Raw genomic sequence first — 23,316 nt, forward strand, 5'->3', positions numbered from 1 at the left:
AGGCTCAAGCCCCGTGCGCGCCGTGCTGATCGTCAACCCGAACGCGACTTCGACGACGCCGGCGGGGCGTGATCTGTTGGCCCATGCCCTGGAGAGCCGCGTCCAGCTGCGTGTGGTTCACACCGACCACCGCGGCCACGCCATCGAGATCGCCCAGGAAGCCACGCGCAGCGGTGTCGAGGTGCTCATCGTGCACGGCGGCGACGGCACGGTGAACGAGGTCGTCAACGGCATCCTCGGCGAGGGCGGACCCGGCAGTGCCGGACCGGCAGTTGGGGTGGTGCCCGGCGGATCGGCCAACGTCTTCGCCCGCGCATTGGGCATCAGCCCCGACCCGATCGAAGCCACCAATCAGCTGGTCGATCTACTTGGCGACTACCGGCGCGGACGGAAATGGCGGCGGATCGGCCTGATGGACTGCGGTGAGCGCTGGGGCGTGTTCACCGCGGGAATGGGGGTCGATGGCGACGTCGTCGCCGCGGTCGAGGAGCAGCGCGCGAAGGGCCGAAAGGTGTCCGCGTCCCGCTATGTGCGCGTAGCGATTCGCGAGGTGCTCGCCAGCGCGCGCAGAGAGCCGCGTCTGACTCTGCATCTGCCAAACCACGAACCCATCACCGGCGTGCATTTCGCGTTCGTGTCGAACTCCAGCCCCTGGACGTACGCCAACTCGCGGCCGGTGTGGACGAATCCGGACACCACGTTCGAAACCGGGCTGGGCGTCTTCGCCACCACCAGCATGAACGTGTGGGCCAACCTCGGCCTGGTGCGTCAGATGAATTCGAGGAAGCCGCGCCTGGAGGCCAAGCACCTCATTCGCGACGACGACCTGCCGTGGCTCAAGGTGACCAGCGACGGCCCGGTCTCCTGCCAGATCGACGGCGATTACGTCGGCAAGCGCGAAATGATGGAGTTCACGTCGGTGCCGAACGCCCTTGCGGTCGTGGCGCCGCCCCCCAGGATGGGAAAATAGGGGCTTGATCTGCGCGAATGCCAACAGGCAGGAAGTTGCCAGCGCCGAATTAGAGCGCAGGTAGATTGAGTGTAGTACAACGGAGTTAGGGCTTCGGTAACGGTCCTGGCTAGTGACATTGACCACGTGTTAACGGACTCCTATTGACATCTGTTCAGCCTGTGAAAGCATCGGATGCAACAGCGCAGAAACATTTGGTGCGCTCGCGTTAACAGCCGAAGCAAAGTTCGTGCGCCTTTGTTGCGTGCACACGTGATGATTACGAGGAGTTAGACCATGGATTGGCGCCATAAGGCGGTCTGTCGTGACGAGGATCCGGAACTGTTCTTCCCGGTGGGGAACAGCGGTCCGGCCCTTGCCCAGATCGCTGACGCGAAGCTCGTCTGCAACCGCTGTCCGGTGACTGCGGAGTGCCTGAGCTGGGCTTTGGAGTCCGGCCAGGATGCTGGCGTGTGGGGCGGAATGAGCGAAGACGAGCGACGCGCCCTCAAGCGGCGCAACGCGCGGACGAAGGCCCGCACCGGCGTCTGAGCTTCCCACGACTTAAGCAAGCGACGGCCCCGACGAAAGTCGGGGCCGTCGCTTTGTGAATTCAATTTCGTTACGTCGCGTCCCATTAACGAAATTCGCCGGAAACGGTCAGTATTGGCTCACTCGCACGCGTCTGCCGATCGGGACTCGCAGAATGACGTCCGTGCCGCCCCCGGCTCCGTCATGCATCCCAAGTGACCCGTCGAGTTCCGCCGAGACCAGGGTCCGCACGATCTGCAGGCCGAGCCGGTCCGACTTCTCCAAGCTGAATCCCTCGGGAAGTCCGCGTCCGTCGTCGTGGACGATGACGTCGAGCCACCGCGCGGACCGCTGCGCGCGAATGGTGACGCAACCCTGCGGTGCTGTCGCGTCGAACGCGTGCTCGATGGCGTTCTGCACCAGCTCGGTGATGACCATGATCAGCGCCGTGGCCCGGTCGGCATCCAGAACACCCAGGTCACCGACGCGGTTGATGCGGATCGGTGAATCGACGGTCGCGACGTCGTTCATGATCGGCAGGATGCGGTCGATGACCTCGTCGAGGTTGACCTCCTCGTCGACCGACATCGACAGCGCATCGTGTACCAGCGCGATCGAAGACACCCGCCGCACGGATTCCATCAGTGCTTCGCGCCCTTCGGGATTCGTTGTCCGGCGGGCCTGCAACCGCAGCAGCGCGGCGACGGTCTGAAGGTTGTTCTTGACACGGTGATGGATCTCGCGGATGGTCGCGTCCTTCGACAGCAGGGCGCGATCGCGGCGCTTCACCTCGGTGACGTCGCGGATCAGCACCGCGGCGCCGACGCCCACCCCATGCACGCCCAGCGGCAACGTGCGCAGCAGAACCGTGGCGCCGCCTGCGTCCACCTCCATGCGCATACTCGAGCCGCCAGCGAGCGAATCACGGATGTGGTTGGCCATTTCCTGCGCTTCGAAGGTGTCGGCGATCAGAGGCCGGGTGACGCTGACGAGATTGTGACCTTCGAGCTCCGCGGACAACCCCATCCGGTGGTATGCGGAGATGGCGTTGGGGCTGGCGAAGGTCACGACGCCGGCCTCGTTGAGGCGGATGAATCCGTCACCGACGCGGGGGCTCGACCGCGACATGGCCAGATCGCCGACATTGGGGAAGGTGCCCTCCGACAGCATGTGGAGCAGGTCGCCCGCGCAGTCGACGTACGCGGCCTCCAGTGGGCTGGCCTGACGCGGAGCCAGCGACGTCTGGTGGGTCAGCACCGCGACGACGTCGCTGCGGTACCGCACGGGCACGGCTTCGACGTTGAGTCCGGGGGCACCGAGCTCACCCTCGACGGTCGCCCGGCCGATCGCGCCCGACCGGAAAGCCGCGGCGACGATCGGGATGTCGTCGGACTCCGCGAGAGTCCCGACGGCGTCGGCGAGAAGGACGGTCGGCGCGGTGTTGGGCCGCACCTGCGCGACACAGACCACCTTTGCGTCGTCGCGCTGTACCCACATCAGGTAATCGGCGAACGACAGATCGGCAAGCAGCTGCCACTCGCCGACCACGGCATGCAGGTGGTCGACGGCATTGCCGGGCAGGACAGTGTGCTCGGCGAGCAGATCACCGAGGGTCGACATGGCCTACTGCGAAGACGCGCTGTGTCGTGGCGACGGCGCTAGCTGATGACGGCGATCAGGTCACCGGCCTGGATGACGTCGCCGACGGACACGCTGACCTGGCTGACCGTGCCGGCGACCTCCGCGAGGACCGGGATCTCCATTTTCATCGACTCGAGCAGCACGAGAGTGTCGCCTTCACCGATCTGATCGCCCTCGTGAACCACGACCTCGAGCACACTGGCCACGATTTCCGCGCGAACATCCTCGGCCATCTTCACCCCACTCCACGTACTGCTGGTGCCTGACGCGTCTATCGAACCACACCGCCACCACCGCTGTCGCCGGTCGCAGGCCGCGGCGGATCTGGTGTCGGCAAAGCATGCGACAATGGGAGCAACTCACCCCGCATCGACGGGGGGTCACCCGATCACCATCTGGAGGTACACCATGGCCAAGCGTGGCCGTAAGAAGCGCGACCGCAAGCACTCGAAGGCCAACCACGGCAAGCGGCCCAACGCAGGTTCGAAGTCCGTAGGTCGCTGACCCTAGGCTCGAAACACAACCGCCCGGCGCTCCTTCGGAGGCCGGGCGGATCTGTGTCTACGGAGCAGCTCAGCCGCCGCGGATGATCGTGGTCTGACTGATCTGGATGCGGAGTCGCTCGCGCAGACCCTCGGGGGCCCGCTCACCGCTGCACTTCGTCGCGATGAGCCGCTTGATCTTCTCCTCGATGCCGTAATGGCGCAGGCAGGTCGGGCACTCCTCAAGGTGCTGTTTGAGCTTGTCGCGGGTTTCGACCGTGCACTCGCCGTCGAGCAGCGTCCACACCTCGGCGATGACCGCGGCGCATTCGGGGTGCTCGGGATCGATCGGGCCGATGGGCGGTGTCCAGCGATCTTCATCTGGGGTGTTCGCGCCGCTCATGACGTGACCTCCTCGGCGGTATCGAGCTGTTCGCCGCGAATAAAGCCGCGATCGCGGGCCACACCGGCCAGCAATTCCCGCAGTTGACGTCGGCCGCGATGCAGTCGCGACATCACCGTTCCGATCGGCGTCTCCATGATTTCAGCGATCTCCTTGTACGGGAAGCCCTCGACGTCGGCGTAGTAGACGGCCATCCGGAACTCCTCCGGCAACGCCTGCAGAGCTTCCTTGATCTCACTGTCGGGTAGCAGCTCCAACGCCTCGACCTCCGCCGACCGCAACCCCGTCGAGGAGTGCTCGGCGTTGGCCGCAAGCTGCCAGTCGGTGATCTCTTCCGTCGGATACTCCGACGGCTGGCGCTGCTTCTTGCGATAGCTGTTGATGTAGGTGTTGGTCAGGATGCGGTACAGCCAAGCCTTCAGATTGGTTCCCTCGCGGAACGAGCGGAACCCCGAATAGGCCTTGACCATCGTCTCCTGCAGAAGGTCCTCGGCATCGGCCGGATTTCGCGTCATCCGCAGCGCACCACCGTAGAGCTGGTCGAGCATGGGAATGGCATCGCGTTCGAACCGGGCGGTCAGCTCGGCGTCGGTTTCCTCTCGGACGGGAACCGCATCACCGTCCAGGGTGGCCTCGGCGGCCGACCCGTTGGTGTCGGTCATCGTGGGCAACACCGTCCCTTCTGTAGCGGCGCCACGGATCACGTCCAGCAAGAGCACCGGACTCGGCGGGGCCTCCATGTCCATGACTGGAACCATCAATACCCCTTCTGTTGATCCTAAAGGCTGACACCGACTACATGCTCTGACCGGCGACGAGGCCGTCCGAGCTGCACTGAACAACAGCGACGCCCGCGGATGTTGTTCCCTGCCCCTCTACGCTGTGCCGGTGCCACGTGCAGCTACCCCGGCGATTGCGGCCCTCGTCGCCGCGGGCGTCCCGCACGAGGTCGTGCAGTACCAGCACGATCCACGCAGCGATTCCTTCGGTGACGAGGCGGTCGCCGCGCTGGCCGAGGCCGGCGGCCTTGCGCCTGAACAGATCTTCAAAACGCTCGTCGTCGCTCTGCCCAGAGGTCTCGGCGTCGCGGTGCTGCCGGTGCCGTCGAAGCTGTCGCTGAAAGCCGCGGCCGCTGCATTGGGTGCGGCGAAGGCCACGATGGCCGACCCTGCCGATGCGCAGCGCTCGTCGGGGTACGTCGTCGGCGGCATCTCCCCTCTCGGGCAACGTAGAGCGCTGCCCACGGTCGTCGACGCGTCGGCTCTGCAGTGGGACCGCGTGCTGTGCAGCGCAGGAAAGCGGGGCTGGGACGTCGCGATAGACCCGCGAGATCTGGTACGGCTCACCAATGCCGTCACCGCCGACATCTGCGCTGTCTAGTGTTGGGCCATGTCATTAGCGGGAAAGACCATGTTCATCTCGGGCGCCAGCCGCGGTATCGGGTTGGCGATCGCCAAGCGGGCCGCCGCCGACGGGGCCAACATCGCGCTGGTCGCCAAGACCGCAGAACCTCACCCGAAGCTTCCCGGCACCGTCTATACGGCGGCCAAGGAGATCGAGGAAGCGGGCGGCCAGGCACTTCCCATCGTGGGTGACGTCCGCGACGGAGATTCGGTGTCGGCCGCCGTCGCCGCGGCCGTCGAACAGTTCGGCGGCATCGACATCTGCGTCAACAACGCCTCGGCGATCAACCTCGGCTCCATCGAGGACGTCCCTCTCAAGCGGTTCGACCTCATGAACGGCATTCAGGTGCGCGGCACCTACGCGGTGTCACAGGCCTGCATTCCGCACATGAAAGGCCGGGAGAACCCGCATATCCTGACGCTCTCACCGCCGATCCTGCTGGAGCCCAAATGGCTCAAGCCGACGCCGTACATGATGGCTAAGTTCGGAATGACGCTGTGCGCGTTGGGCATTGCCGAAGAGTTGCGAGATGCGGGCATTGCTTCGAACACGCTGTGGCCGCGCACGATGGTCGCTACCGCCGCGGTGCAGAACCTGCTGGGCGGTGACGAGTCGATGGCGCGCTCCCGCAAACCCGAGGTGTACTCCGACGCGGCCTACGCGATCCTGACCAAGCCGTCGAGCTACACCGGCCATACGCTTCTGTGCGAAGACGTGCTCCTGGAGGCCGGTGTCACCGACTTGTCGGTGTACGACTGCGTGCCGGGATCCGATCTCGGCGTCGACTTCTGGGTCGAGTCGGCCAATCCGCCGGGCTACACCGGACCCTAGTTTTCCGCGGAATAGCATTCCGGGTCGCGGTCCAGGCCCGGATTCACAGCCAGGAATGCTATTCCGCGGGCTAGTGGCGTGGCTTGAGCCCCAGCCGGCGCACTCCCTTGCCCGCGGCGAGCCGGATGACGCCGGAGAAGACCCTGGTCTTCCCACGCGAGTACGGGTACCAGTTGATCTCCCGTTTCTGCGTCGGGATGCGCGGCGCCGTGATCGCTTGCGGGCGACAGTATTTCAGGATTCCGTCGGCTCCGCCGTGACGTGAGCCGATGCCCGAGTCCTTCCACCCCGGCATCGGCAGGGCGAAACTGAAGCCGTTGGACAGCACATCGTTGATGTTGACGGCGCCGGCATCGAGACGACGGGCGATGCGCTCCGCGCGTGCGAGGTCCGCCGTCCACACCGACGCCGACAGCCCGTAGCGGGAGTCGTTGGCCAGCCGGATTGCTTCGTCTTCGTCGGCGACCTTGACCACGGGTAGCGTCGGGCCGAACGTCTCCTCGGTGATGCAGGCCATTGACTGGTCGACATCGGCGAGGACGGTCGGTTCGTAGAAGGTCCCGACGCCGGTGGGCTTACCGCCGGTGGTGACGCGCGCCCCCGCGGCGACGGCGTCGTCGACGTGACGCGCCACGATGTCGCGTTGCGCGGGCGTGGCCATCGCCCCGACGTCGAAGCGATAGTGATCGTCGTCCTTGCCCTGCCGCAGCCGCGCGACCTCGTCGGTGAGCTTGGCGACGAACTCGTCGTACACCGAAGCCTCGACATAGACCCGTTCGACGGAGACACACACCTGACCGGAATTGAACATGCCGCCCCAGGCGATGCCCGCCGCCGCGCGGTCGAGGTCCGCGTCGGCGAGCACGATCGCGGGATCCTTGCCTCCCAATTCCAGCGTGCACGGAATCAGCCGCTCGGCGCACGCGACCGCGACCTTGCGACCCGTTGCCGTCGACCCCGTGAAGTGCACGCAGTCGGAATTCGCGATCACCGCCGCACCAGTCTCGGCGTAGCCGGTGGTCAGCGAAAGTACCGGCGGTGCACCGATTTCCGCCCAGCCGCGAGCGAACTCGACGCTACTGAGGGGAGTCACCTCCGACGGTTTCAGCAGCACCGCCGCGCCTGCCGCCAGCGGCGCAATTCCGTCGAGGGCGATGTTCAACAGCGGGAAATTCCACGGGATGATCAGTCCGACGACCGGATAGGGGCGATAGACGGTGGTCAGCCGCTTGACCTTCATCAGTGGGCTGTGCGCCGCAGGATGCCGGTCGGCGAGGAACTTCTTCGCATGACCCGCCCAATACTTGATCAAGTCCGCGCACAGCGGCGCTTCGATGGTCGCCTCCGTGCGCGGCTTGCCCGTTTCGGACTGCAACACCGCCGCCAGGTGGTCGGCGTTGTCGAGAATCCAGTCCTGCATGGCCAGCAGCCAGGGTTTGCGGCCGTCGGGACCCAGCGCCTCCCATTCGGGTTGCGCCGCGCGCAGCGCGCGCGCCTTGGCTGCCACGGTCTGGGCGTCGTCGATCGGAACGGAGCCGACGACGGAGCCGTCGGCGGGGTTGCGCACGGTGATGGTCGTGAGAGCAGGAGCTGCCTGCACGTCGGTCATCTCCGCAGTATCGGCCTCTCGACGGCGCACTACACGGTTTTCACCGGATGCGGCTGGGCCGACCGAAGCGAGCGGGGACTCCCGGCGTGAACAGCGGTCGCAGCATCGGCCCCGAGGTGGAAACTGTTGCCGCGGCAACGAGTTCGTCGTCGAGCTCGGTGACCTCGGCGCTGCGCAGCGGCCAGGTCGGGTGTTCGTTGGGCAGCCACCAGGTGTATCCGGCCTTTGCGGTGTGCGCACCCCAGCGGGCGGTCAGCCAGATCTCCAGGGGTGTCGGCGCGACCGGCGCGCCGATGTCCACGCTCACGTGGCAGCGCAGCCCGCGGCGCGGCCACCGGCGTGCGCTGACGTAGGACATGTGCCCGGTAGAGCGGCTGACCGACATCTTCGCCCACGTGTAGGGGATGCCCATTGCCGCGCGGATGACCGGCACCACTGCCAGGCGCTGTGTCTCCAACGAGCAGAAGAGCACCCCGTGCCTGCCCACGTCGTCGACCGAGTAGAGACGGACGTTGGTTTCGGCGAACGCTCCGAAGTACGGCAGCGGAGCCCTCGGACCGAGCGTGGTGTGCCGCATGACGAACGGCACGAGGCCGACGTACGTGTGGCCGTCGAAGACGTCGGGGCGCGTGCCCGACGGGAAGAGTGGCGCGACCGCGGCCGGGTCGACCGGCCAGTGCAGGAATGTCAGGTCGGCCCAGAACTGCGTGAAGATCACCGGCCGCGGCAGCGGCGGGGCGTCGACCGCGAAGGCCGGATCGAGCTCACCGTTCACGTCTCCATCGTGGCACGCTGGAGCCATGAGCTCCCCGACAATCTGGTCCTCAGGACGCTACGACGCCGTCGGCGAACGCATCGCCCCCATCGCCGCCCAGGTGGTCGACGCGGCCGAACAGCGGCGCGCACTCGGTGGAGCCGACGTCGTCGACCTTGCCTGCGGAACGGGAAGTGCCGCACTCGCTGCCGCCGCCCGCGGCGCCCGGGTGACGGGGGTCGACTACACACCGGAACTCGTCGCCATCGCGAAAGAGCGAGACGGCGCTGACGCGGTCACCTGGCGCGTCGGTGACGCGTCGGACACCGGACTGCCTGCGGGCGCGTTCGATGTGGCGGTATCGAACATGGGCATCATCTTCGTCGACCCCTACCGGCAGGTCAGCGAGATCGTCCGCTTGCTCAAACCGGCTGGTGCACTTGCCTTCTCGGCATGGGTGCGCAATGTCGAGAATCCGCTGTTCGATCCGGTGGTGGCCGTGCTCGGCGCTCCCGCCAAGGCGGCTTTCTCCCCCGATCAGTGGGGTGACACCGTGGTGCTGACCGAGCGTTTGGGCGACCACTTCGACGACATCGACGTCCAGCGCGGCGAACACCGCTGGGAGTTCGAGTCCATGGCCGCGGCCCTGCACTGGCTGCGCGCCGAATCACCCGTACACGTCGAGACCTTCCGGCGGGCGGATACCGCCCAACAAGAACTTCTGGCAACGGAATTCGAGAAAGCACTGCGACCACATCGGCAGCGCTCCGGCGCGGTCGCCTTCACCAGTCCCTACGTCGTGGTGAGCGCGCGCAAGGCTCACTCCGCCTGATAAAGGATCCCGCGGCCGATGGCCTCCCGCACCACAGGCATCGCCGCGGCGGCCAGCGCGTCGGCGTCGACGCCGTGGTGGGCGGCGAGCAGTTCCACGAGCGTGCCCAACGGCACCTCGCCGCGACAACCCGCGAGCAGCGCGCGGGACACCTCGTCGACGCCGATGACGGCGGCCGGTCCGCCGGGGCGCCGCACGGCGGCCCCCACGACCTGCCACCCCTGCTCTCCGGGAAGAGACTGCTCTTCCAGAAACACCGGCGCGGTCGACAGTTTGGCGGCGAGTAGCTGGCCGTCGCTGGTGGCATGCAGGTATTCGCGGCGGGCGAAGAAGGCGTCGATCTCAGGACCGGTCAGCGCTTCGTCGGCCCCGGTGATGGATTCGAGAATGTGCTCTGGCGGGCGCTTATCGCCGGCCCGCGGTGCGCGCAGCGTGACCATACCCATGCCGACGCCGGCGATGCCTTCGGCGTCGAACCAGTCCAGCCATCGGCCGCCGCGCTCGGCCGCCTGCTCCGGCGTCTCCCCCGCGTCCGAGGTCCACAGCGAGACGTAGCTGACGGGATCGGCGAACTCGCGCTGCACCACCCAGGCGTGCAGGCCACTGCCTGCCAGCCAGTCGGCGACGCGTTCCTGCCAGTTCTCCGGGTCACGGACGATCCAGTTCGCCATGATCTGCGCGGTGCCGCCGGGTTCGAGGTGGTCGGCAGCGTGCTCGATCAGGTTCTGGCACAACGCATCCCCGGCCATCCCCGAGTCGCGGTAGATGTAGTCCAGCGCACCGGCGCCCACCACGAACGGCGGGTTGGAGACGATGAGGTCGAATCGCTCGCCCGCGACGGGCTCGAACATGCTGCCGCACCGCAGATCCCAGGTCATGCCGTTGAGGCGGGCCGTCGCCGCGGCGAGCGTCAGCGCGCGCGGGTTGGTGTCGGTGGCGACGATCTCCTCGCAGTGCGCGTTCAGGTGCAGCGCTTGGATGCCGCATCCGGTGCCGAGGTCCAACGCCCGCCCCACCTTAGTGCGCACGACCGCGTGGGCCAGTGAGACCGTGGCACCGCCGATGCCCAGTACGTGGTCGTGCCGCACCGGCCCGGAACGCAGCGCGGCGTCCTGATCGGAGACGACCAGAAAGTCGTTGATGCCGTCACTGGTCGGTCGGATGTCGAGGGCGGCCCGCACCGTGCCGTCCCGGCCGTGTTCGAGGACGCCGTTGTCCACCAGACGGTCGACGGTGGTGCCGGGCAGGGCCAGTTCGGCTCGGTCGCGCGACTCGTCGGTGCCGAGCAGGAACAACCGAACCAGCACCGCAAGTCGCTGGTGCTCGGGTGCCGCGCGCTCAGTGGCGCGCAGCGCCGACCACCACAGTCCCCGGCTGAACGCGGCGCCCGCGTCGGCCCCGAGCAGCTCGGCCACCCCGTCGGTGGTGTAACCGGCGGAGCGCAGATCGGCCCCAATGGTGTCGACGACTCCAACCGAATGGAGCGGACCCGTCAAAGCAGGGTGCCTTGCTCGGCTTGAGGCTGAGCGGGCTCGATGAGTTCGGGCCCGTTGTTGCGGATGCTGTTCACCAGCGTCGACACCTCGCGGATCTCGATGCGATCCAGATCGCCGTGGCCGCGCAGCAGGCCCTCGTCGATCGGGGCGTCCGGATCGAGCCAGCGGTCCCAGTCGGGGGCGCTGATCGTCAGCGGCATCCGGTCGTGGATGTCGGCGAGCTGGGCGGCCGCGTCGGTGGTGATGATCGTGCAACTCAGCAGGGGTTTGGCGTCCTTGGGTGCCTCTTTGGGTCGCCAAGTGGTCCACAGACCCGCCATGAACAGCGGCTCACCGTCACCCGCGTACATGTAGTAGGGCGTCTTGGCGCCCTTGGCTTCGCCTCTCTTAGTCCACTCGTACCAACCGTCCATCGGCACCAGGCACCGCTTCGCTTTCGCCGAACTCCGGAACGCCGGCGACGACGTCACCTTGTCGGCGCGGGCGTTGATCAGCAGCGGCCCGCTCTTGGTGTCCGGCCCGCCGTCCTCGGCCGTCTTCGCCCACGGCGGCACCAGCCCCCAGCGCATCAGCCGCACCCGCCGCGTCGACTCGTCCTCGGGATCGGTATGGCGCTTGACCACCGTGGCCACGGTCGTCGTGGGAGCCACGTTGTAATTGGCCGTCGGCGGATCCTTCTTATCCGATGTTGCTTCGTCGATGGCTTTGATCTTCTCGGCCAGCAGCGCCGGATCGGTCGTCACCGCGAATCGTCCGCACATGATCCCCATGGTGGCAGAAAGTCCCGACAGGCCAGAATGGACGCTGTGAGCAACTGGCCGGCCCCGTCGACCGCAACCCCTGTCCACGCCACCGTCACGGTGCCCGGCTCGAAGTCCCAGACCAATCGGGCGCTGATCCTCGCCGCACTCGCAGCCCCGCAAAACACCTCGACATCGTCTTCTCTTCGCGCAAGCGGCTCATCGACAGTCTCCGGCGCGCTGCGCAGCCGCGACACCGACCTGATGATCAGCGCGTTGCAGGCGCTCGGCATCACCGTCGATGCGTCCGACACCGACGACACCGAACTGACCATCGGCGGTGCGCTGGCCCCGAAGGCGGGCACCCGCATCGACTGCGGCCTCGCCGGAACCGTGTTGCGCTTCGTGCCGCCGCTCGCCGCGCTGAGCACCGAGAGCGTCGTCTTCGACGGTGACGAGCAGGCTCGATCGCGGCCGATCGCGCCGCTTCTCGACGGGCTGCGCGGCCTCGGGGTGCCCGTCGCCGGTGACGGGCTGCCGTTCACGGTCCGCGGCGCGGGGTCCGTGCGTGGCGGCACCGTCGAAATCGACGCGTCGGGCTCGTCGCAGTTCGTGTCAGGGCTGCTGCTGTCCGGCGCGGCGTTCACCGAGGGGCTGACGATCGTGCACACCGGCGAGTCGGTGCCGTCGGCGCCGCACATCGCGATGACGGTCTCGATGCTGCGCGACGCCGGCGTCGAGGTCGACGACTCGCAACCCGACGTCTGGCGGGTCGCGCCCGGCCCCATCGCGGCGCGGCACTGGGCCATCGAGCCGGACCTGTCCAACTCCGTGCCGTTCCTTGCGGCCGCCGTCGTCAGTGGTGGCGCCGTGCGAATCACCGGCTGGCCCGGTGTCAGCACGCAGCCCGCCGACACCATCCTGTCGATCCTGGAAAGCCTGGGATCGCAGGTGCGCCACGGGAGTTCGTACCTGGAGGTCCAGGGCGCAACGGCCTACGGCGGCATCGACGTCGACCTCCGCGACGTCGGCGAACTGGCCCCGTCGGTCGCCGCCATGGCCGCGCTGGCCAGCCCGGGTTCGGTGTCGCGGTTGCGCGGAATCGCGCATCTGCGCGGGCACGAGACCGACAGGCTGGCCGCGCTGAGCACCGAGATCAACCGCATCGGCGGCCAGTGCGAGGAGACGGAGGACGGCCTGGTCATCACCGCCACGCAGATGCACGGCGGCACCTGGTCGTCCTACGCCGACCACCGGATGGCGACCGCGGGCGCGATCGTCGGCCTGCGCGTGCCCGGCATCGAGGTCGAGGACATCGGCACCACCGCGAAGACCCTGCCCGACTTTCCGCAGCTGTGGGCCGAGATGCTGGACGGACAGACCGACCCGCAGGGCAACGCTTGAGCAAACGCCAGTACGACGAGTCCGATGTCCGGGTGCGCCCCGGGCGCGGCTCACGTCCGCGGACCAAGACCCGGCCCGAACACGCCGACGCCCAGCAGGCGATGATCGTCACCGTCGACCGCGGGCGGTGGGGTTGCGTACTCGGAGGCGATCCGCAGCGCCGCGTGACCGCGATGCGGGCGCGCGAACTCGGGCGGACACCGATCGTCGTGGGAGACGACGTCGACGTTGTCGGCGACCTGTCCGGTCGCACCGACACACTGGCGCGTATCGTGCGCCGCGGCGAGCGGCGAACAGTGTTGCGCCGCACCGCCGATGACACCGACCCGACCGAGCGCGTTGTCGTCGCCAACGCCGACCAGTTGCTGATCGTCGTGGCGCTGGCCGACCCGCCGCCACGCACCGGCCTGGTCGAGCGCGCGCTGATCGCCGCTTACGCCGGAGGATTGGTGCCGATCCTGTGCCTGACAAAAACCGACCTGGCACCGGCGGAACCGTTCGCCGCCCAGTTCCGCGATCTCGACCTGACCATCATCACCGCCGGTCGCGACGACCCGCTCGAAGCAGTCGGGAGCTTACTCACCGGCAAGGTCACCGCACTGCTCGGCCATTCCGGTGTCGGAAAGTCGACGCTGGTGAATCGTCTTGTCCCAGAAGCGGAACGGGCCACCGGCGCGGTGACCGACGTCGGCAAGGGCCGGCACACCTCGACCCAGTCGGTGGCGTTGCCGCTGGCGCTGGGTGGCTGGGTGGTCGACACCCCGGGCATCCGATCGTTCGGGCTGGCGCACATCGAACCCGACGATGTGGTGCTGGCGTTCTCCGATCTCGCGGACGCGATCGATGACTGCCCGCGCGGATGCGGGCACATGGGCCCACCCGCCGATCCTGAGTGTGCGCTGGATGCGCTGACCGGAGCCGCCGAAGGCCGTGTCCGGGCGGCCCGCAGGTTGTTGGCCGCGCTGCGGGAAGCCTGAGGCCGGCGCGCGACGTTGTGACGTTGGAATTACCAGGTGGATGATGCGTTTGCGGCGGGTGTCCGACGGGCACGCTGCCCGCGAGAAGGAGGATTGTATGACTGAAGTACCGACCATCGAACTCAACGACGGCTCGCGGATCCCGCAGCTAGGCTTCGGGGTATTCCAGATCGAGCCCGACGAGACCGCCGATGCTGTGAAGCAAGCTCTGGAAATCGGCTATCGCCACATCGACACCGCGGAGATGTACCAGAACGAGAAGGGCGTCGGCGAGGGCATCCGTAACTCGGGTATCAGCCGCGGTGATGTCTTCATCACGAGCAAGCTGAACAACGGCTACCACACGCCCGAAGATGCGCGCCGCGCGTTCGAGGAGACGTTGAAGGCACTGGCCTTCGACGGCGACGACAACTACGTCGACCTGTTCCTCATCCACTGGCCACTGCCGACGCTGTACGACGGCGACTTCGTCTCGACGTGGAAAACGCTGGAGGAGTTCAAGAAAGACGGCCGCGCCCGCAGCATCGGGGTGTCCAACTTCCAGGTCGCGCACCTGCAGCGGCTGGCCGAAGAGACCGACACGGTGCCCGCGGTCAATCAGATCGAGGTGCACCCGTACTTCGCCAACAACGAGGTCCGCGCCTACGGCAAGGAGCATGGCATCGCGACCGAGGCGTGGTCGCCGATCGCTCAGGGCAAGGTCCTCGACGATCCCGTCGTCACCCGCATCGCCGAGTCGACGGGCAAGTCGCCGGCGCAGGTGGTGCTGCGCTGGCACATTCAGCGGGGCGACATCGTCTTCCCGAAATCGGTGACGCCGCAGCGCATCAAGGACAACTTCGCGTTGTTCGACTTCGAGCTCGGCGGCGAGGATTTCGATGCCATCTCGGCCCTGGACAAGGGCGAGGACGGCAGGATCGGGCCGAACCCGGATACGTTCGACTACATCCCCAGCTGACAACGGATTCGGGTGTAGCTGGTCAGCCGAAGCTGACCAGCTACACCCGAATCGCCGTCAGGCCGCCAGTTGCTGGCGCTTGATCGCAGCCTTGTGCGCGCGCCTGTCACGGCGGCGCGTCCGGACGGCCGCGATCGCCGACCTCAGACCGGTGCGTTCTGTCTCGTCCAGGCCGTCGAACATCCGCTCGCTGCGCGTCTCCGGCGCATCGTCGCGAGTGTCGGTGAGAAAACGGTCGGGAAGGGACAGTTTGGCGATGGTGCGCCACGACTTGCCGTACTGCACCAGGAAATTGCCTGTGGTGTAGGGCAAGTCGTACTTGTCGCAGATCTCGCGCACCCGCATCGAGATCTCGTAGTACCGGTTGCTCGGCAGATCCGGGAACAGGTGGTGCTCGATCTGGTGGCACAGGTTGCCGCTCATGAACCGCAGCACCGGGCCGTTCTCGAAGTTCGCGCTGCCGAGCATCTGGCGCAGGTACCACTCACCGCGGGTCTCGCCGACCATGTCGGTCTTGGTGAATTTCTCAGCGCCGTCGGGGAAGTGACCGCAGAAGATGACGGCGTTGGCCCACACATTGCGGATGATGTTGGCGACCACGTTGGCCTTCAACGTCGACTTGAACGTGGCACCCGGTGACAGCGAGGTCAACGCGGGATAGGCGATGTAGTCCTTGGCGACCTGGTGGCCGGCCTTGATGCCGAACTCCTTGACCCGAACCATCGTGGCCTTGCGGTCGTCGCGACCCTTGAAGATCTTGCCGAGCTCGAGATGCTGCAGGCCGACGCCCCATTCGAAAGCCACGCACAGCAACGTGTTGAAGAACAGGTTGCCCAGGTTCATCGGCGTCCAGCGCTGGTCGCGCGTCACGCGGATGACGCCGTAGCCCACGTCGTCATCCATGCCGAGGATGTTCGTGTACTTGTGGTGCATGAAGTTGTGAGTGAAGCGCCAGTGCTTGGACGCGCCGCTCATGTCCCACTCCCACGAGGAGGAGTGAATCTCAGGATCGTTCATCCAGTCCCACTGGCCGTGCATGACGTTGTGGCCGATCTCCATGTTCTCGATGATCTTGGCCACGCCCAGTGTGGTGGTGCCCGCCCACCAGAACTTCCGCTTGGAGCTGCCCGCCAGCATCAGCCGGCCGGCCACCTCCAGCGCGCGCTGCAGCGCGATGGTGCGGCGGATGTAGCGCGCGTCGCGCGCCCCGCGGGAGTCCTCGATGTCCTGGCGGATCGCATCGAGTTCGCGTCCCAAACCCTCGATGTCCGCGTCAGTCAGGTGCGCGAACTCGGGAACGTCGGTAATCGCCATGGTTTCAGCCTCCTCTCGCTTACCTACGCTACCGTAACCTACGTACTCGTAGGTTACTACCCAGTAAAGCTTAAACGTCGAGTACGCAGTCGCCCGACGCTGCGGAAACGCAGGTCTGGACACGGGTGCCGGGTTCGTGCTCGACGCCGGTCCGCAGATCGCGCACGTGCCCTTCCAAAAGCCCGACGACGCAGGACTGGCAGATGCCCATGCGGCAGCCGAACGGCATGCGTACCCCGGCATCTTCACCGGCATCCATCAGTGACGTCGCGGCGTCGACCGTGGCCGACCGCCCCGACCGCCTGAACTCCACCGTGCCGCCGCTGCCGTGCACCGGCGCCCGCGACACCGCGAAGCGCTCGAGGTGCAACCGCTCACCGGCGCCTGAGGCCTTCCACGTGCGCTCGGCGGCCTCGAGCATCGCCTCGGGGCCGCACGCCCACGTCTGACGTTCGCGCCAATCGGGCACGATCTCGTCGAGTCGATCGAAGTCGAGCCTGCCGTCGGTCCGCGTCGCCCGAAGGTGGAGTTTGTACCCCTTGTTGCGGTACGCCAGTTGCGACAGCTCCGAGGCGAACATCACGTCCGACTCGGTGGGTGCCGAGTGCAGGTGCACGATGTCGGTGATCTGAGAGCGCCGAGCCAGCGTGCGCAGCATCGACATGACGGGAGTGATACCCGAACCTGCGGTCACAAACAGCACGGACGCCGGAGCCGGGTCAGGCATTACGAAATTGCCCTGCGGCGCAGCAAGTCTCACGATGGTGCCCGGTTCGACACCGCCGACCAGGTGAGTCGACAGGAACCCCTCCGGCATCGCCTTGACGGTGATGGTGATGGTGCGCGAGCCCTTGCTGGTGACGGGACTGCTGGTGAGCGAATACGAGCGCCAGCGCCAGCGCCCGTCCACGAGCAGGCCGATGCCGATGTACTGGCCGGCTTCGTAGTCGAACGAGAAACCCCAGCCCGGTTTGATGACGAGCGTGGCCGAGTCCTCCGTCTCCCTGCGCACGTCGACGACTCGCCCGCGCAGCTCCCGCGCCGACCACAGCGGGTTGGCGAGCTTGAGATAGTCGTCGGGCAACAGCGGTGTCGTGATGCGCCCTGCGATCGTGCGCAGGACATGCCAGCCCGGCCGCTGCTTGGCACCGGCGACAGTGGGCCGGACGGTGTCGGCCACCTTCGCGGTGGTTTTGATTGTCGTCTTGGCCATGGCGGCTCCTGCCCGGATTGCACGTGGTTGGCGACGCGGCCCCAGCCTAGTGGGGCACTTACCTACGGTAGCGTAACTTACGCTACCGTATCCACCCCTCAGAGCAGGTCAAGCAGGAATGGCAGCTCTTGTGGCGCATACCACGCGAGGTCGTGATCTTGAGCGTCGCCGACCGTGAGCTCAGAATCCTCGTCGCCCAGATCGGCCGCGTCGATCACCTCGACGGCCGCGATGACCGCCGGCTCGGCAGCCGCGTTGTCGACGTACGCGGCGATCACGTGTCCGATCGCCAACTCCCCTGCCACCCGTACGACGGCGTCGTCGAGATCGGGCCGCAGCGTCACGTCCTCGGCGTCGGCCTCGACGACCACCCGCCGGGCGGGCAGCCCGTCGGAGTTCTCATCTCCGAGCAGACGCAGCGAGGCCATGGCCGCCTCCCGCAGCGCCACGTCGGCGAGTTCATCCTCGTCCCCCTCGGCGTAAGCCTCGCGCAGCGTCGGCGTCACGGCGAACGCCGTTCCGTTGACGGGACGGAGCGAGCCGTCGGCGACCAGCCGCTGCAGCATGGTCAGGGTTGCGGGAACGTAGACGCGCACCAGGTGAGGCTAGCTGGCAGAGCCCACAGAACCACGAACCACCGCGCAAAGGGTCTGAGCGTCTCACGGTCGACGCGCACCGGACGCTCCTGTAGCGGCCGGATCTGATCGCCGCCATTGCCAGTGGGCCGTCCGACCGCGTGATCTTGATCATCAGGCCGGTACCGATGTTGCCCGACCCGATGATCGACACCGGGTAACTCATGAGGGCGCTCCTTCTAGGTGAACAACGCTGTGACGGTTCCCAGTCCACTGATATGGGCCGACGTCCGGTCGCCGCCGACGACGAACGGGGCGGCGGTGTAGGAACCCGACATCACCAGATGCCCCGCCTCGATGGCGACGCCGTGGGAAGCCAGAGCGTTGGCGAGCCAGGCGACCGCGGCGGCAGGATCGCCCATGACGGCCGTACCCGAGCCGGTTTCCACGGGCGACTCGTTGACCACGAGTGTTGCTGTGGTGTGGGGTAACTCGGGCGCCTGGGCGATGGGCACCCAATCGCCCAGCACCACCGCCGCCGAACTTGCGTTGTCGGCGATGGTGTCGGAGAGCGTGATCCGCCAGTCGGCGATGCGGCTGTCGACGATCTCCAGCGCCGGAGCGACCGCCCGGGTCGCGGCCATGACGTCGCTGACCGTCACCCTGGGACCTCGCAGCGGCGCGCCGAGCAGGAACGCGACTTCGGGCTCGACGCGAGGCGCGCACAACGTGGCCAGCGACACCTCGGCCCCGTCGGCCAGCACCATGTCGTCCAGGATGTAGCCGAAGTCGGGCTCGTCGACGCCGAGGAGCTGTTGCATCGGCGCCGACGTCAGGCCGATCTTGTGGCCGCACAGCACCGCACCGTCGGCGATATGGCGGACCATGTTCGACCGCTGAATCGAATATGCCTGCTCTGCAGTCAGTTTCGGAAAGCTCTGGGTCAGGGGTGCGATCGGAAGGCCGTGGTGCTGCGCTTCGTAGAGAAGGTCCGCTGCGCTCGCCAGCTGATCGGTTGTGACGCTCACGCGCGCTCTCCGGAGACCAGCGTGTGCGCGACCTCGAAGACTATTCGGGCGTGCAGTTCGAACAGCCTGATGAGGTCCACCGAGTCCCCGCCCACCTCCTTGGCAATGAACAGACCATCTGCGCCGGCGATGGCGTAGGTGGTGATCAGCCTTACGCCATCGTCGTCCAGGTCGGGCGTCAGCCCGCGGACGATGTCTGAGAAGCGGCGGAAAGCCTCGTCCCGGACCTGCAGGAACATCTCACGGGCGCGCGGTTCGATCGGCCGACGCTCCAGCGCCAGCATCAGACCGAGACGGATGAAGTCGGGGGCGTCCAATAGGGCCTTGGCGACCTGCGGTCCGATCTCTTTCACGCGGTCCCGCAACGCATCTCCGCCGGGCAAATCGAGCGCGGCGAGCCAGCGCGCGAAACTGCGTTCGATGACCGCGGCGATCAGGTCGTCCTTGTCGGCGAAGTGCCAGTAGATCGAGGTCGGCGGAAGTCCACTCTTTTTACTCACCAGCGAAATCGTGGTGCCGTCATACCCGCGTTCGGTGGCGACTTCCGTTGCTGCATCGAGAATCCGCTCCCGCGACTGCTCCCCGTTCGCCCGGGTCCGCCGCATCCTGCTCTTCGACTCTGCGCGTTCGTTGCTCTCGGTCACGCGTGCTCCTCGACAGTGTTGACGATCACAAGGCGCTAGCTTACTGTATGGATCACTACATTAACAACACTCGCCAAGGAGTCGATCGTGAGCGATCCGATGACGTATGACGTCGCGGTCGTCGGCTACGGCCCCGTCGGCGTCACGGCCGCCAACCTCCTCGGGCAGATGGGCCTCAACGTGGCAGTGATCGAACGCAATCCCGACATCTATGCCCGAGCACGAGCGATCTCCACCGACGAGGAGGTGGTGCGCATCTGGCAGCAGATCGGACTGGCCGATCGGCTCACCGCCGACATGCTGCCGGGCTGCGGAGCCAACTTCGTCGACGCCAAGGGCGTGCCGTTCGTGAAACTGCTTCCCGGACCCCGGGGAAACGGGCACCCGCCACAACAATTCATCTATCAGCCCGCGCTGGAGAAGGTCCTGCGCGCCGGCGTCAACCGGTTCCGAATGTGTCACTCCTACTCGAGCACGAGTGCCTGCGCCTGACCCAGCACTCCGACCATGTGGAGCTGATGCTGGCCGATCTCACGGTCGACGAGTTCCGCCGGATCCGCGCGTCCTATGTCATCGCCGCCGACGGCGGGTCGAGTTCGCTTCGCGCGCAACTGGGAGTCGGGTTCAGCGGCAAAACCTACGCCGAGCGTTGGATCGTCATCGACACCAAGGTGCTCGCTGAGTGGCCGGGCCACGACCGCCTCCGCTTTCACTGCAACCCTGAGCGGCCCACTGTCGACTGTCCCACTCCTCTGGGCCATCACCGCTGGGAGTTTCCCGTCCGCGACGACGAGGACGAGCGCGACCTCCTCAACGAGGAGGCGATCTGGAAAGTGTTGCGCGGACAGGGCATCAGCGACACCAATGTGAAGATCGTCGGCTTCGCCTGCTACAGCCACCACGTCCGGTTCGCCGACCGGTGGCGGGTCGACCGGGTGTTCCTCGCCGGCGACGCCGCGCACGCGATGCCACCGTGGATCGGCCAGGGCATGTGCGCCGGTGTGCGTGACGTGGGCAACCTGTGCTGGAAGCTGGCTGCCGTCCTGCGTGGCACGCTGGGAGATTCGGTGCTGGATACCTACCAGGCCGAGCGGTTGCCACACGTCAAGGACGTCACCAACCGCGCGGTCAAGACGGGGAAGCTGATCATTCAGCGCAGCCGCTGGCGCGCCGCGGCCCGCAACCACGTATTCCGGACCGCCAGCCGAGTGCCCTACTTTCTCACCTGGCTGCGCGATCACCGGTGGCTGCCGGATGCCCGCTATCGCGACGGCTTCGTGGCCAAGAGCGGCAACGGCGCCGAAGGGTGGCTCATCCCCCAGCCCTGGGTGCTCGACGAGAAAGGCGACACCGTTCGCCTCGACGACATCCTCGGTGGACGCTGGACGATCCTGCACGTCGGGCCGCCGTCGGATTTCGGGCAGTGGCGATCGGCGGGCGTCTCGACCCTGAGGGTCACGCGGCCGGGAACAGCTCCCGGCCCCGACGGCCTCGTCGACCTCGACGGATCACTGATCCGGTGGCTGAACAAGAAGGGCGCGACGGCAGTGGCGGTTCGTCCCGACGGCTTCGTCTACGCCGGCACCAATGGCAGAGCCCCCGGGGGTCAATCCTTAACGCCTCCCCCAGCCGGATTCACCATGCAAAGGACAACACGATGAACAGCAGCACGATGACCGAACGCACCGTACGAGTCAACGGCAAAGAGATCTTCCTTGCCGAGAAGGGCAGCGGCGCACCGGTGGTTCTGCTGCACGGCGGCGGGCCGGGAGCGTCTGGTGTGTCCAACTATTCGCGCAACATCGACGCACTCGCCGAGACGTTCCGAGTCATCGTTCCTGACATGCCGGGCTACGGTCGCTCCACCAAGGGCGTCGACAGTAGCGATCCGTTCGGCTACCTAGCTGACCACATTCGTGGAATGCTCGACGAACTTGCCCTCGGCACAGCACATGTGGTGGGTAACTCCTATGGTGGTGCGTGCGCGCTGCGGCTCGCTTTGGACACCCCTCATCGCGTTGACAAACTCGTGTTGATGGGACCGGGCGGTGTCGGCACCACACGGGGGCTGCCCACCGCCGGGTTGAGAAGCCTGCTCGCCTACTACGGCGGCGATGGACCGAACATCGACAAGCTGCGGACCTTCATCCGCACCTACCTCGTCCACGACGGCGAGGCGGTCCCCGAGTCGCTGATCGAAACCCGTTATCACGCCTCGATCGATCCCGAGGTCGTCGCCAACCCGCCTCTGCAGCGCCCCGACGGTCTGCGCACGCTATGGCGGATGGATTTCACCCGCGACCGCCGCTTGGGCGAGCTGACCACGCCGACGCTGGTGCTGTGGGGCCGCGACGACAAGGTGAACAAGCCCAGCGGCGCAGCGATGCTCGGCACGAGGATGCCCAACGCCGACGTGCTCGTCACCGCCAATACCGGCCACTGGGTGCAGTGGGAGCGGGCCGATTTCTTCAACGCGGTGACCGCCGCCTTCCTGAAAGGACAGTGATGTCAGCCACCGGGCCTTCGGTGTTCGGCAACGTCCACCTCGGATACGTCGTCGTCGAAACGGAGAAGTTCGACGACTGGAAGCGCTTCGGGCGCGATGCGATCGGCATGCACGTCGACGAGCTGGCCGCCGATACCCTGCGTTTTCGCTTGGATGCCAATGAATGTCGGGTGCTACTGCGACGGGGACCGGCCGAGGACGTGGTGGCGATGGGTTGGCAACTCGACGACCACACCACCTTCGATGAGATCACCCGCCGCGTCGCCGACCACGGAGTGCCCAGCACAGAGGGTTCCGACGACGACGCGAAGCTGCGCGGCGTCGAGCGATTCCTGCGGTTTCCCGGCCCGAACGGGCTGACGCAGGAGGTCTACACCGCCGTCCGGACCGGCCCATTACCCCTGGACATCCCCGGTAGCGGGTTCGTCACCGGCGCAGGTGGATTGGGTCACCTCGCACTGACCACCAAGAAGCCGCACCTGGTGCGCGGCTATTTCGGCCATGTCTTCGACGCGCGGCTGTCGGACTACATCGATGAAACCATCAATGGGCTGAAGCTCAAGATCCGATTCCTTCGGGTCAACGAACGCCACCACTCCGTGGCCATCGCTTCGGTGAACATGTTGCCCGTCAACCCGATTCGCACACGGGTCCAACATGTCAACGTCCAGGTTGCCACGCTCGACGACATGGTTTCTTCCTATCAGCGGGTCAAGCAGCTGGGCTTCGACATGGCGCTGTCGGTGGGCCAACACACCAACGACAAGGAACTGTCCTACTACGCGATGACCCCGTCGGGATTCGAGTGGGAGGTCGGCTGGAACCCCATTGTGGTCGACGAGGCGACCTGGGAACCGACCACCTATCAGGGCATCAGCATCTGGGGCCATACCCCCGAAGGTCAGACGGTGGTCGACAAGCTCCACCAGTTCGCTATCGCTGCAAGGTCATTGGTTCACCGCGAGGACACGGTTTCGGCGCTGGCGGCACCGGGCATCGCCGACGACTGACCCTTGACCGCGGCG

24 protein-coding genes and 1 pseudogene are annotated in these 23,316 nt (G+C 66.6%); 12 read left to right on the top strand and 13 right to left on the bottom strand.

Annotation, left to right across the window (positions count from 1 at the left end):
* Window positions 1-13: 13 nt before the first annotated feature.
* Together AWC12_RS25825 and whiB1 are read left to right on the top strand one after the other, a co-directional pair.
* A complete protein-coding gene (locus AWC12_RS25825) occupies window positions 14-970 on the top strand; it encodes a diacylglycerol/lipid kinase family protein (RefSeq protein ID WP_085177911.1) in 957 nt (318 codons plus the stop codon).
* Window positions 971-1,246: 276 nt separating this feature from the next.
* Window positions 1,247-1,501, top strand: coding sequence for a transcriptional regulator WhiB1 (gene whiB1 / locus AWC12_RS25830; protein WP_003929142.1), 255 nt, complete (start codon window positions 1,247-1,249; stop codon window positions 1,499-1,501).
* A 108-nt stretch (window positions 1,502-1,609) separates the two neighbouring features.
* On the opposite strand, the gene AWC12_RS25835 is transcribed toward whiB1, so the two are convergent.
* Window positions 1,610-3,100 (bottom strand): two-component system sensor histidine kinase PdtaS, encoded by a 1,491-nt coding sequence (locus tag AWC12_RS25835; protein ID WP_024448590.1) that lies wholly within the window; start codon window positions 3,098-3,100, stop codon window positions 1,610-1,612.
* Window positions 3,101-3,138: 38 nt separating this feature from the next.
* The gene (locus AWC12_RS25840) at window positions 3,139-3,354 is read right to left on the bottom strand and encodes a biotin/lipoyl-binding carrier protein (protein ID WP_024448589.1); all 216 of its coding nucleotides are present in this window, start codon (window positions 3,352-3,354) and stop codon (window positions 3,139-3,141) included.
* Between the two features lie 175 nt (window positions 3,355-3,529).
* On the opposite strand from AWC12_RS25840, the gene AWC12_RS32065 reads away from it, so the two are divergent.
* Window positions 3,530-3,625 (top strand): 50S ribosomal protein bL37, encoded by a 96-nt coding sequence (locus AWC12_RS32065; RefSeq protein WP_006245863.1) that lies wholly within the window; start codon window positions 3,530-3,532, stop codon window positions 3,623-3,625.
* A gap of 69 nt (window positions 3,626-3,694) precedes the next feature.
* On the opposite strand, the gene rsrA is transcribed toward AWC12_RS32065, so the two are convergent.
* On the bottom strand, window positions 3,695-4,006 hold the full coding sequence (gene rsrA, locus AWC12_RS25845) for a mycothiol system anti-sigma-R factor (RefSeq protein WP_024448588.1): 312 nt from the start codon (window positions 4,004-4,006) through the stop codon (window positions 3,695-3,697).
* The gene (locus AWC12_RS25850) at window positions 4,003-4,668 is read right to left on the bottom strand and encodes a sigma-70 family RNA polymerase sigma factor (protein ID WP_110808755.1); all 666 of its coding nucleotides are present in this window, start codon (window positions 4,666-4,668) and stop codon (window positions 4,003-4,005) included. Before AWC12_RS25850 ends, rsrA begins: the two co-directional genes overlap by 4 nt.
* A gap of 226 nt (window positions 4,669-4,894) precedes the next feature.
* On the opposite strand from AWC12_RS25850, the gene ybaK reads away from it, so the two are divergent.
* Window positions 4,895-5,386 (top strand): Cys-tRNA(Pro) deacylase, encoded by a 492-nt coding sequence (gene ybaK / locus AWC12_RS25855; RefSeq protein WP_085177941.1) that lies wholly within the window; start codon window positions 4,895-4,897, stop codon window positions 5,384-5,386.
* A 9-nt stretch (window positions 5,387-5,395) separates the two neighbouring features.
* A complete protein-coding gene (locus tag AWC12_RS25860) occupies window positions 5,396-6,241 on the top strand; it encodes an SDR family oxidoreductase (protein WP_024448585.1) in 846 nt (281 codons plus the stop codon).
* A gap of 70 nt (window positions 6,242-6,311) precedes the next feature.
* On the opposite strand, the gene AWC12_RS25865 is transcribed toward AWC12_RS25860, so the two are convergent.
* Both AWC12_RS25865 and AWC12_RS25870 read right to left on the bottom strand, forming a co-directional pair.
* Window positions 6,312-7,850, bottom strand: coding sequence for an aldehyde dehydrogenase family protein (locus AWC12_RS25865; protein ID WP_085177912.1), 1,539 nt, complete (start codon window positions 7,848-7,850; stop codon window positions 6,312-6,314).
* Window positions 7,851-7,890: 40 nt separating this feature from the next.
* On the bottom strand, window positions 7,891-8,625 hold the full coding sequence (locus AWC12_RS25870; protein ID WP_234814162.1) for a YqjF family protein: 735 nt from the start codon (window positions 8,623-8,625) through the stop codon (window positions 7,891-7,893).
* A gap of 25 nt (window positions 8,626-8,650) precedes the next feature.
* On the opposite strand from AWC12_RS25870, the gene AWC12_RS25875 reads away from it, so the two are divergent.
* Window positions 8,651-9,436, top strand: a complete 786-nt coding sequence (locus AWC12_RS25875) for a class I SAM-dependent methyltransferase (protein ID WP_085177914.1) — start codon at window positions 8,651-8,653, stop codon at window positions 9,434-9,436.
* Here AWC12_RS25875 and AWC12_RS25880 read toward each other — a convergent pair.
* Complete coding sequence (locus tag AWC12_RS25880) at window positions 9,424-10,932, bottom strand: DUF7782 domain-containing protein (protein ID WP_085177915.1); 1,509 nt, start codon at window positions 10,930-10,932, stop codon at window positions 9,424-9,426. The genes AWC12_RS25875 and AWC12_RS25880 overlap by 13 nt on opposite strands.
* Window positions 10,929-11,693, bottom strand: a complete 765-nt coding sequence (locus AWC12_RS25885) for an SOS response-associated peptidase (protein ID WP_085177942.1) — start codon at window positions 11,691-11,693, stop codon at window positions 10,929-10,931. The genes AWC12_RS25880 and AWC12_RS25885 overlap by 4 nt, the downstream gene beginning before the upstream one ends.
* Before the next feature lie 36 nt (window positions 11,694-11,729).
* Between AWC12_RS25885 and aroA the strand changes: the two genes are divergently transcribed.
* The 3 genes from aroA (at window position 11,730) to AWC12_RS25900 (ending at window position 15,011) form a co-directional block, all read left to right on the top strand.
* Window positions 11,730-13,076: a 3-phosphoshikimate 1-carboxyvinyltransferase gene (gene aroA / locus AWC12_RS25890; RefSeq protein ID WP_085177916.1), complete on the top strand. Its 1,347-nt coding sequence runs from the start codon at window positions 11,730-11,732 to the stop codon at window positions 13,074-13,076.
* The gene (rsgA, locus tag AWC12_RS25895) at window positions 13,073-14,053 is read left to right on the top strand and encodes a ribosome small subunit-dependent GTPase A (protein ID WP_085177917.1); all 981 of its coding nucleotides are present in this window, start codon (window positions 13,073-13,075) and stop codon (window positions 14,051-14,053) included. The genes aroA and rsgA overlap by 4 nt, the downstream gene beginning before the upstream one ends.
* A 97-nt stretch (window positions 14,054-14,150) precedes the next feature.
* Entirely contained in the window at window positions 14,151-15,011 is an 861-nt protein-coding gene (locus AWC12_RS25900; RefSeq protein ID WP_085177918.1) for an aldo/keto reductase, read from the top strand.
* 57 nt (window positions 15,012-15,068) lie between these two features.
* Here the strand turns inward: AWC12_RS25900 and AWC12_RS25905 are convergent, their stop codons facing one another.
* The 5 genes from AWC12_RS25905 to AWC12_RS25925 all read right to left on the bottom strand — a co-directional run bounded on the left by AWC12_RS25905 (window position 15,069) and on the right by AWC12_RS25925 (window position 19,746).
* A complete protein-coding gene (locus AWC12_RS25905) occupies window positions 15,069-16,325 on the bottom strand; it encodes a fatty acid desaturase family protein (protein ID WP_085177919.1) in 1,257 nt (418 codons plus the stop codon).
* A 70-nt stretch (window positions 16,326-16,395) separates the two neighbouring features.
* Entirely contained in the window at window positions 16,396-17,538 is a 1,143-nt protein-coding gene (locus AWC12_RS25910; protein WP_024448575.1) for a ferredoxin reductase, read from the bottom strand.
* Window positions 17,539-17,636: 98 nt separating this feature from the next.
* Complete coding sequence (locus tag AWC12_RS25915; protein ID WP_024448574.1) at window positions 17,637-18,137, bottom strand: DUF6912 family protein; 501 nt, start codon at window positions 18,135-18,137, stop codon at window positions 17,637-17,639.
* Window positions 18,138-18,352: 215 nt separating this feature from the next.
* Window positions 18,353-19,141, bottom strand: coding sequence for a 2-keto-4-pentenoate hydratase (locus tag AWC12_RS25920; protein ID WP_085177920.1), 789 nt, complete (start codon window positions 19,139-19,141; stop codon window positions 18,353-18,355).
* A complete protein-coding gene (locus tag AWC12_RS25925) occupies window positions 19,138-19,746 on the bottom strand; it encodes a TetR/AcrR family transcriptional regulator (protein WP_085177943.1) in 609 nt (202 codons plus the stop codon). Before AWC12_RS25925 ends, AWC12_RS25920 begins: the two co-directional genes overlap by 4 nt.
* Before the next feature lie 138 nt (window positions 19,747-19,884).
* On the opposite strand from AWC12_RS25925, the pseudogene AWC12_RS25930 reads away from it, so the two are divergent.
* From AWC12_RS25930 to AWC12_RS25940, 3 genes and pseudogenes are all read left to right on the top strand, one after another.
* A pseudogene (locus tag AWC12_RS25930) lies at window positions 19,885-21,446 on the top strand (bifunctional 3-(3-hydroxy-phenyl)propionate/3-hydroxycinnamic acid hydroxylase).
* A complete protein-coding gene (locus AWC12_RS25935; RefSeq protein ID WP_085177921.1) occupies window positions 21,443-22,291 on the top strand; it encodes an alpha/beta fold hydrolase in 849 nt (282 codons plus the stop codon). Before AWC12_RS25930 ends, AWC12_RS25935 begins: the two are co-directional and overlap by 4 nt.
* A complete protein-coding gene (locus tag AWC12_RS25940; RefSeq protein ID WP_085177922.1) occupies window positions 22,291-23,301 on the top strand; it encodes a VOC family protein in 1,011 nt (336 codons plus the stop codon). The genes AWC12_RS25935 and AWC12_RS25940 overlap by 1 nt, the downstream gene beginning before the upstream one ends.
* The last annotated feature ends 15 nt before the right edge of the window (window positions 23,302-23,316 follow it).

Origin of the sequence: Mycolicibacterium iranicum, from assembly GCF_002101705.1 — a bacterium.
Lineage (GTDB): Bacteria > Actinomycetota > Actinomycetes > Mycobacteriales > Mycobacteriaceae > Mycobacterium > Mycobacterium iranicum.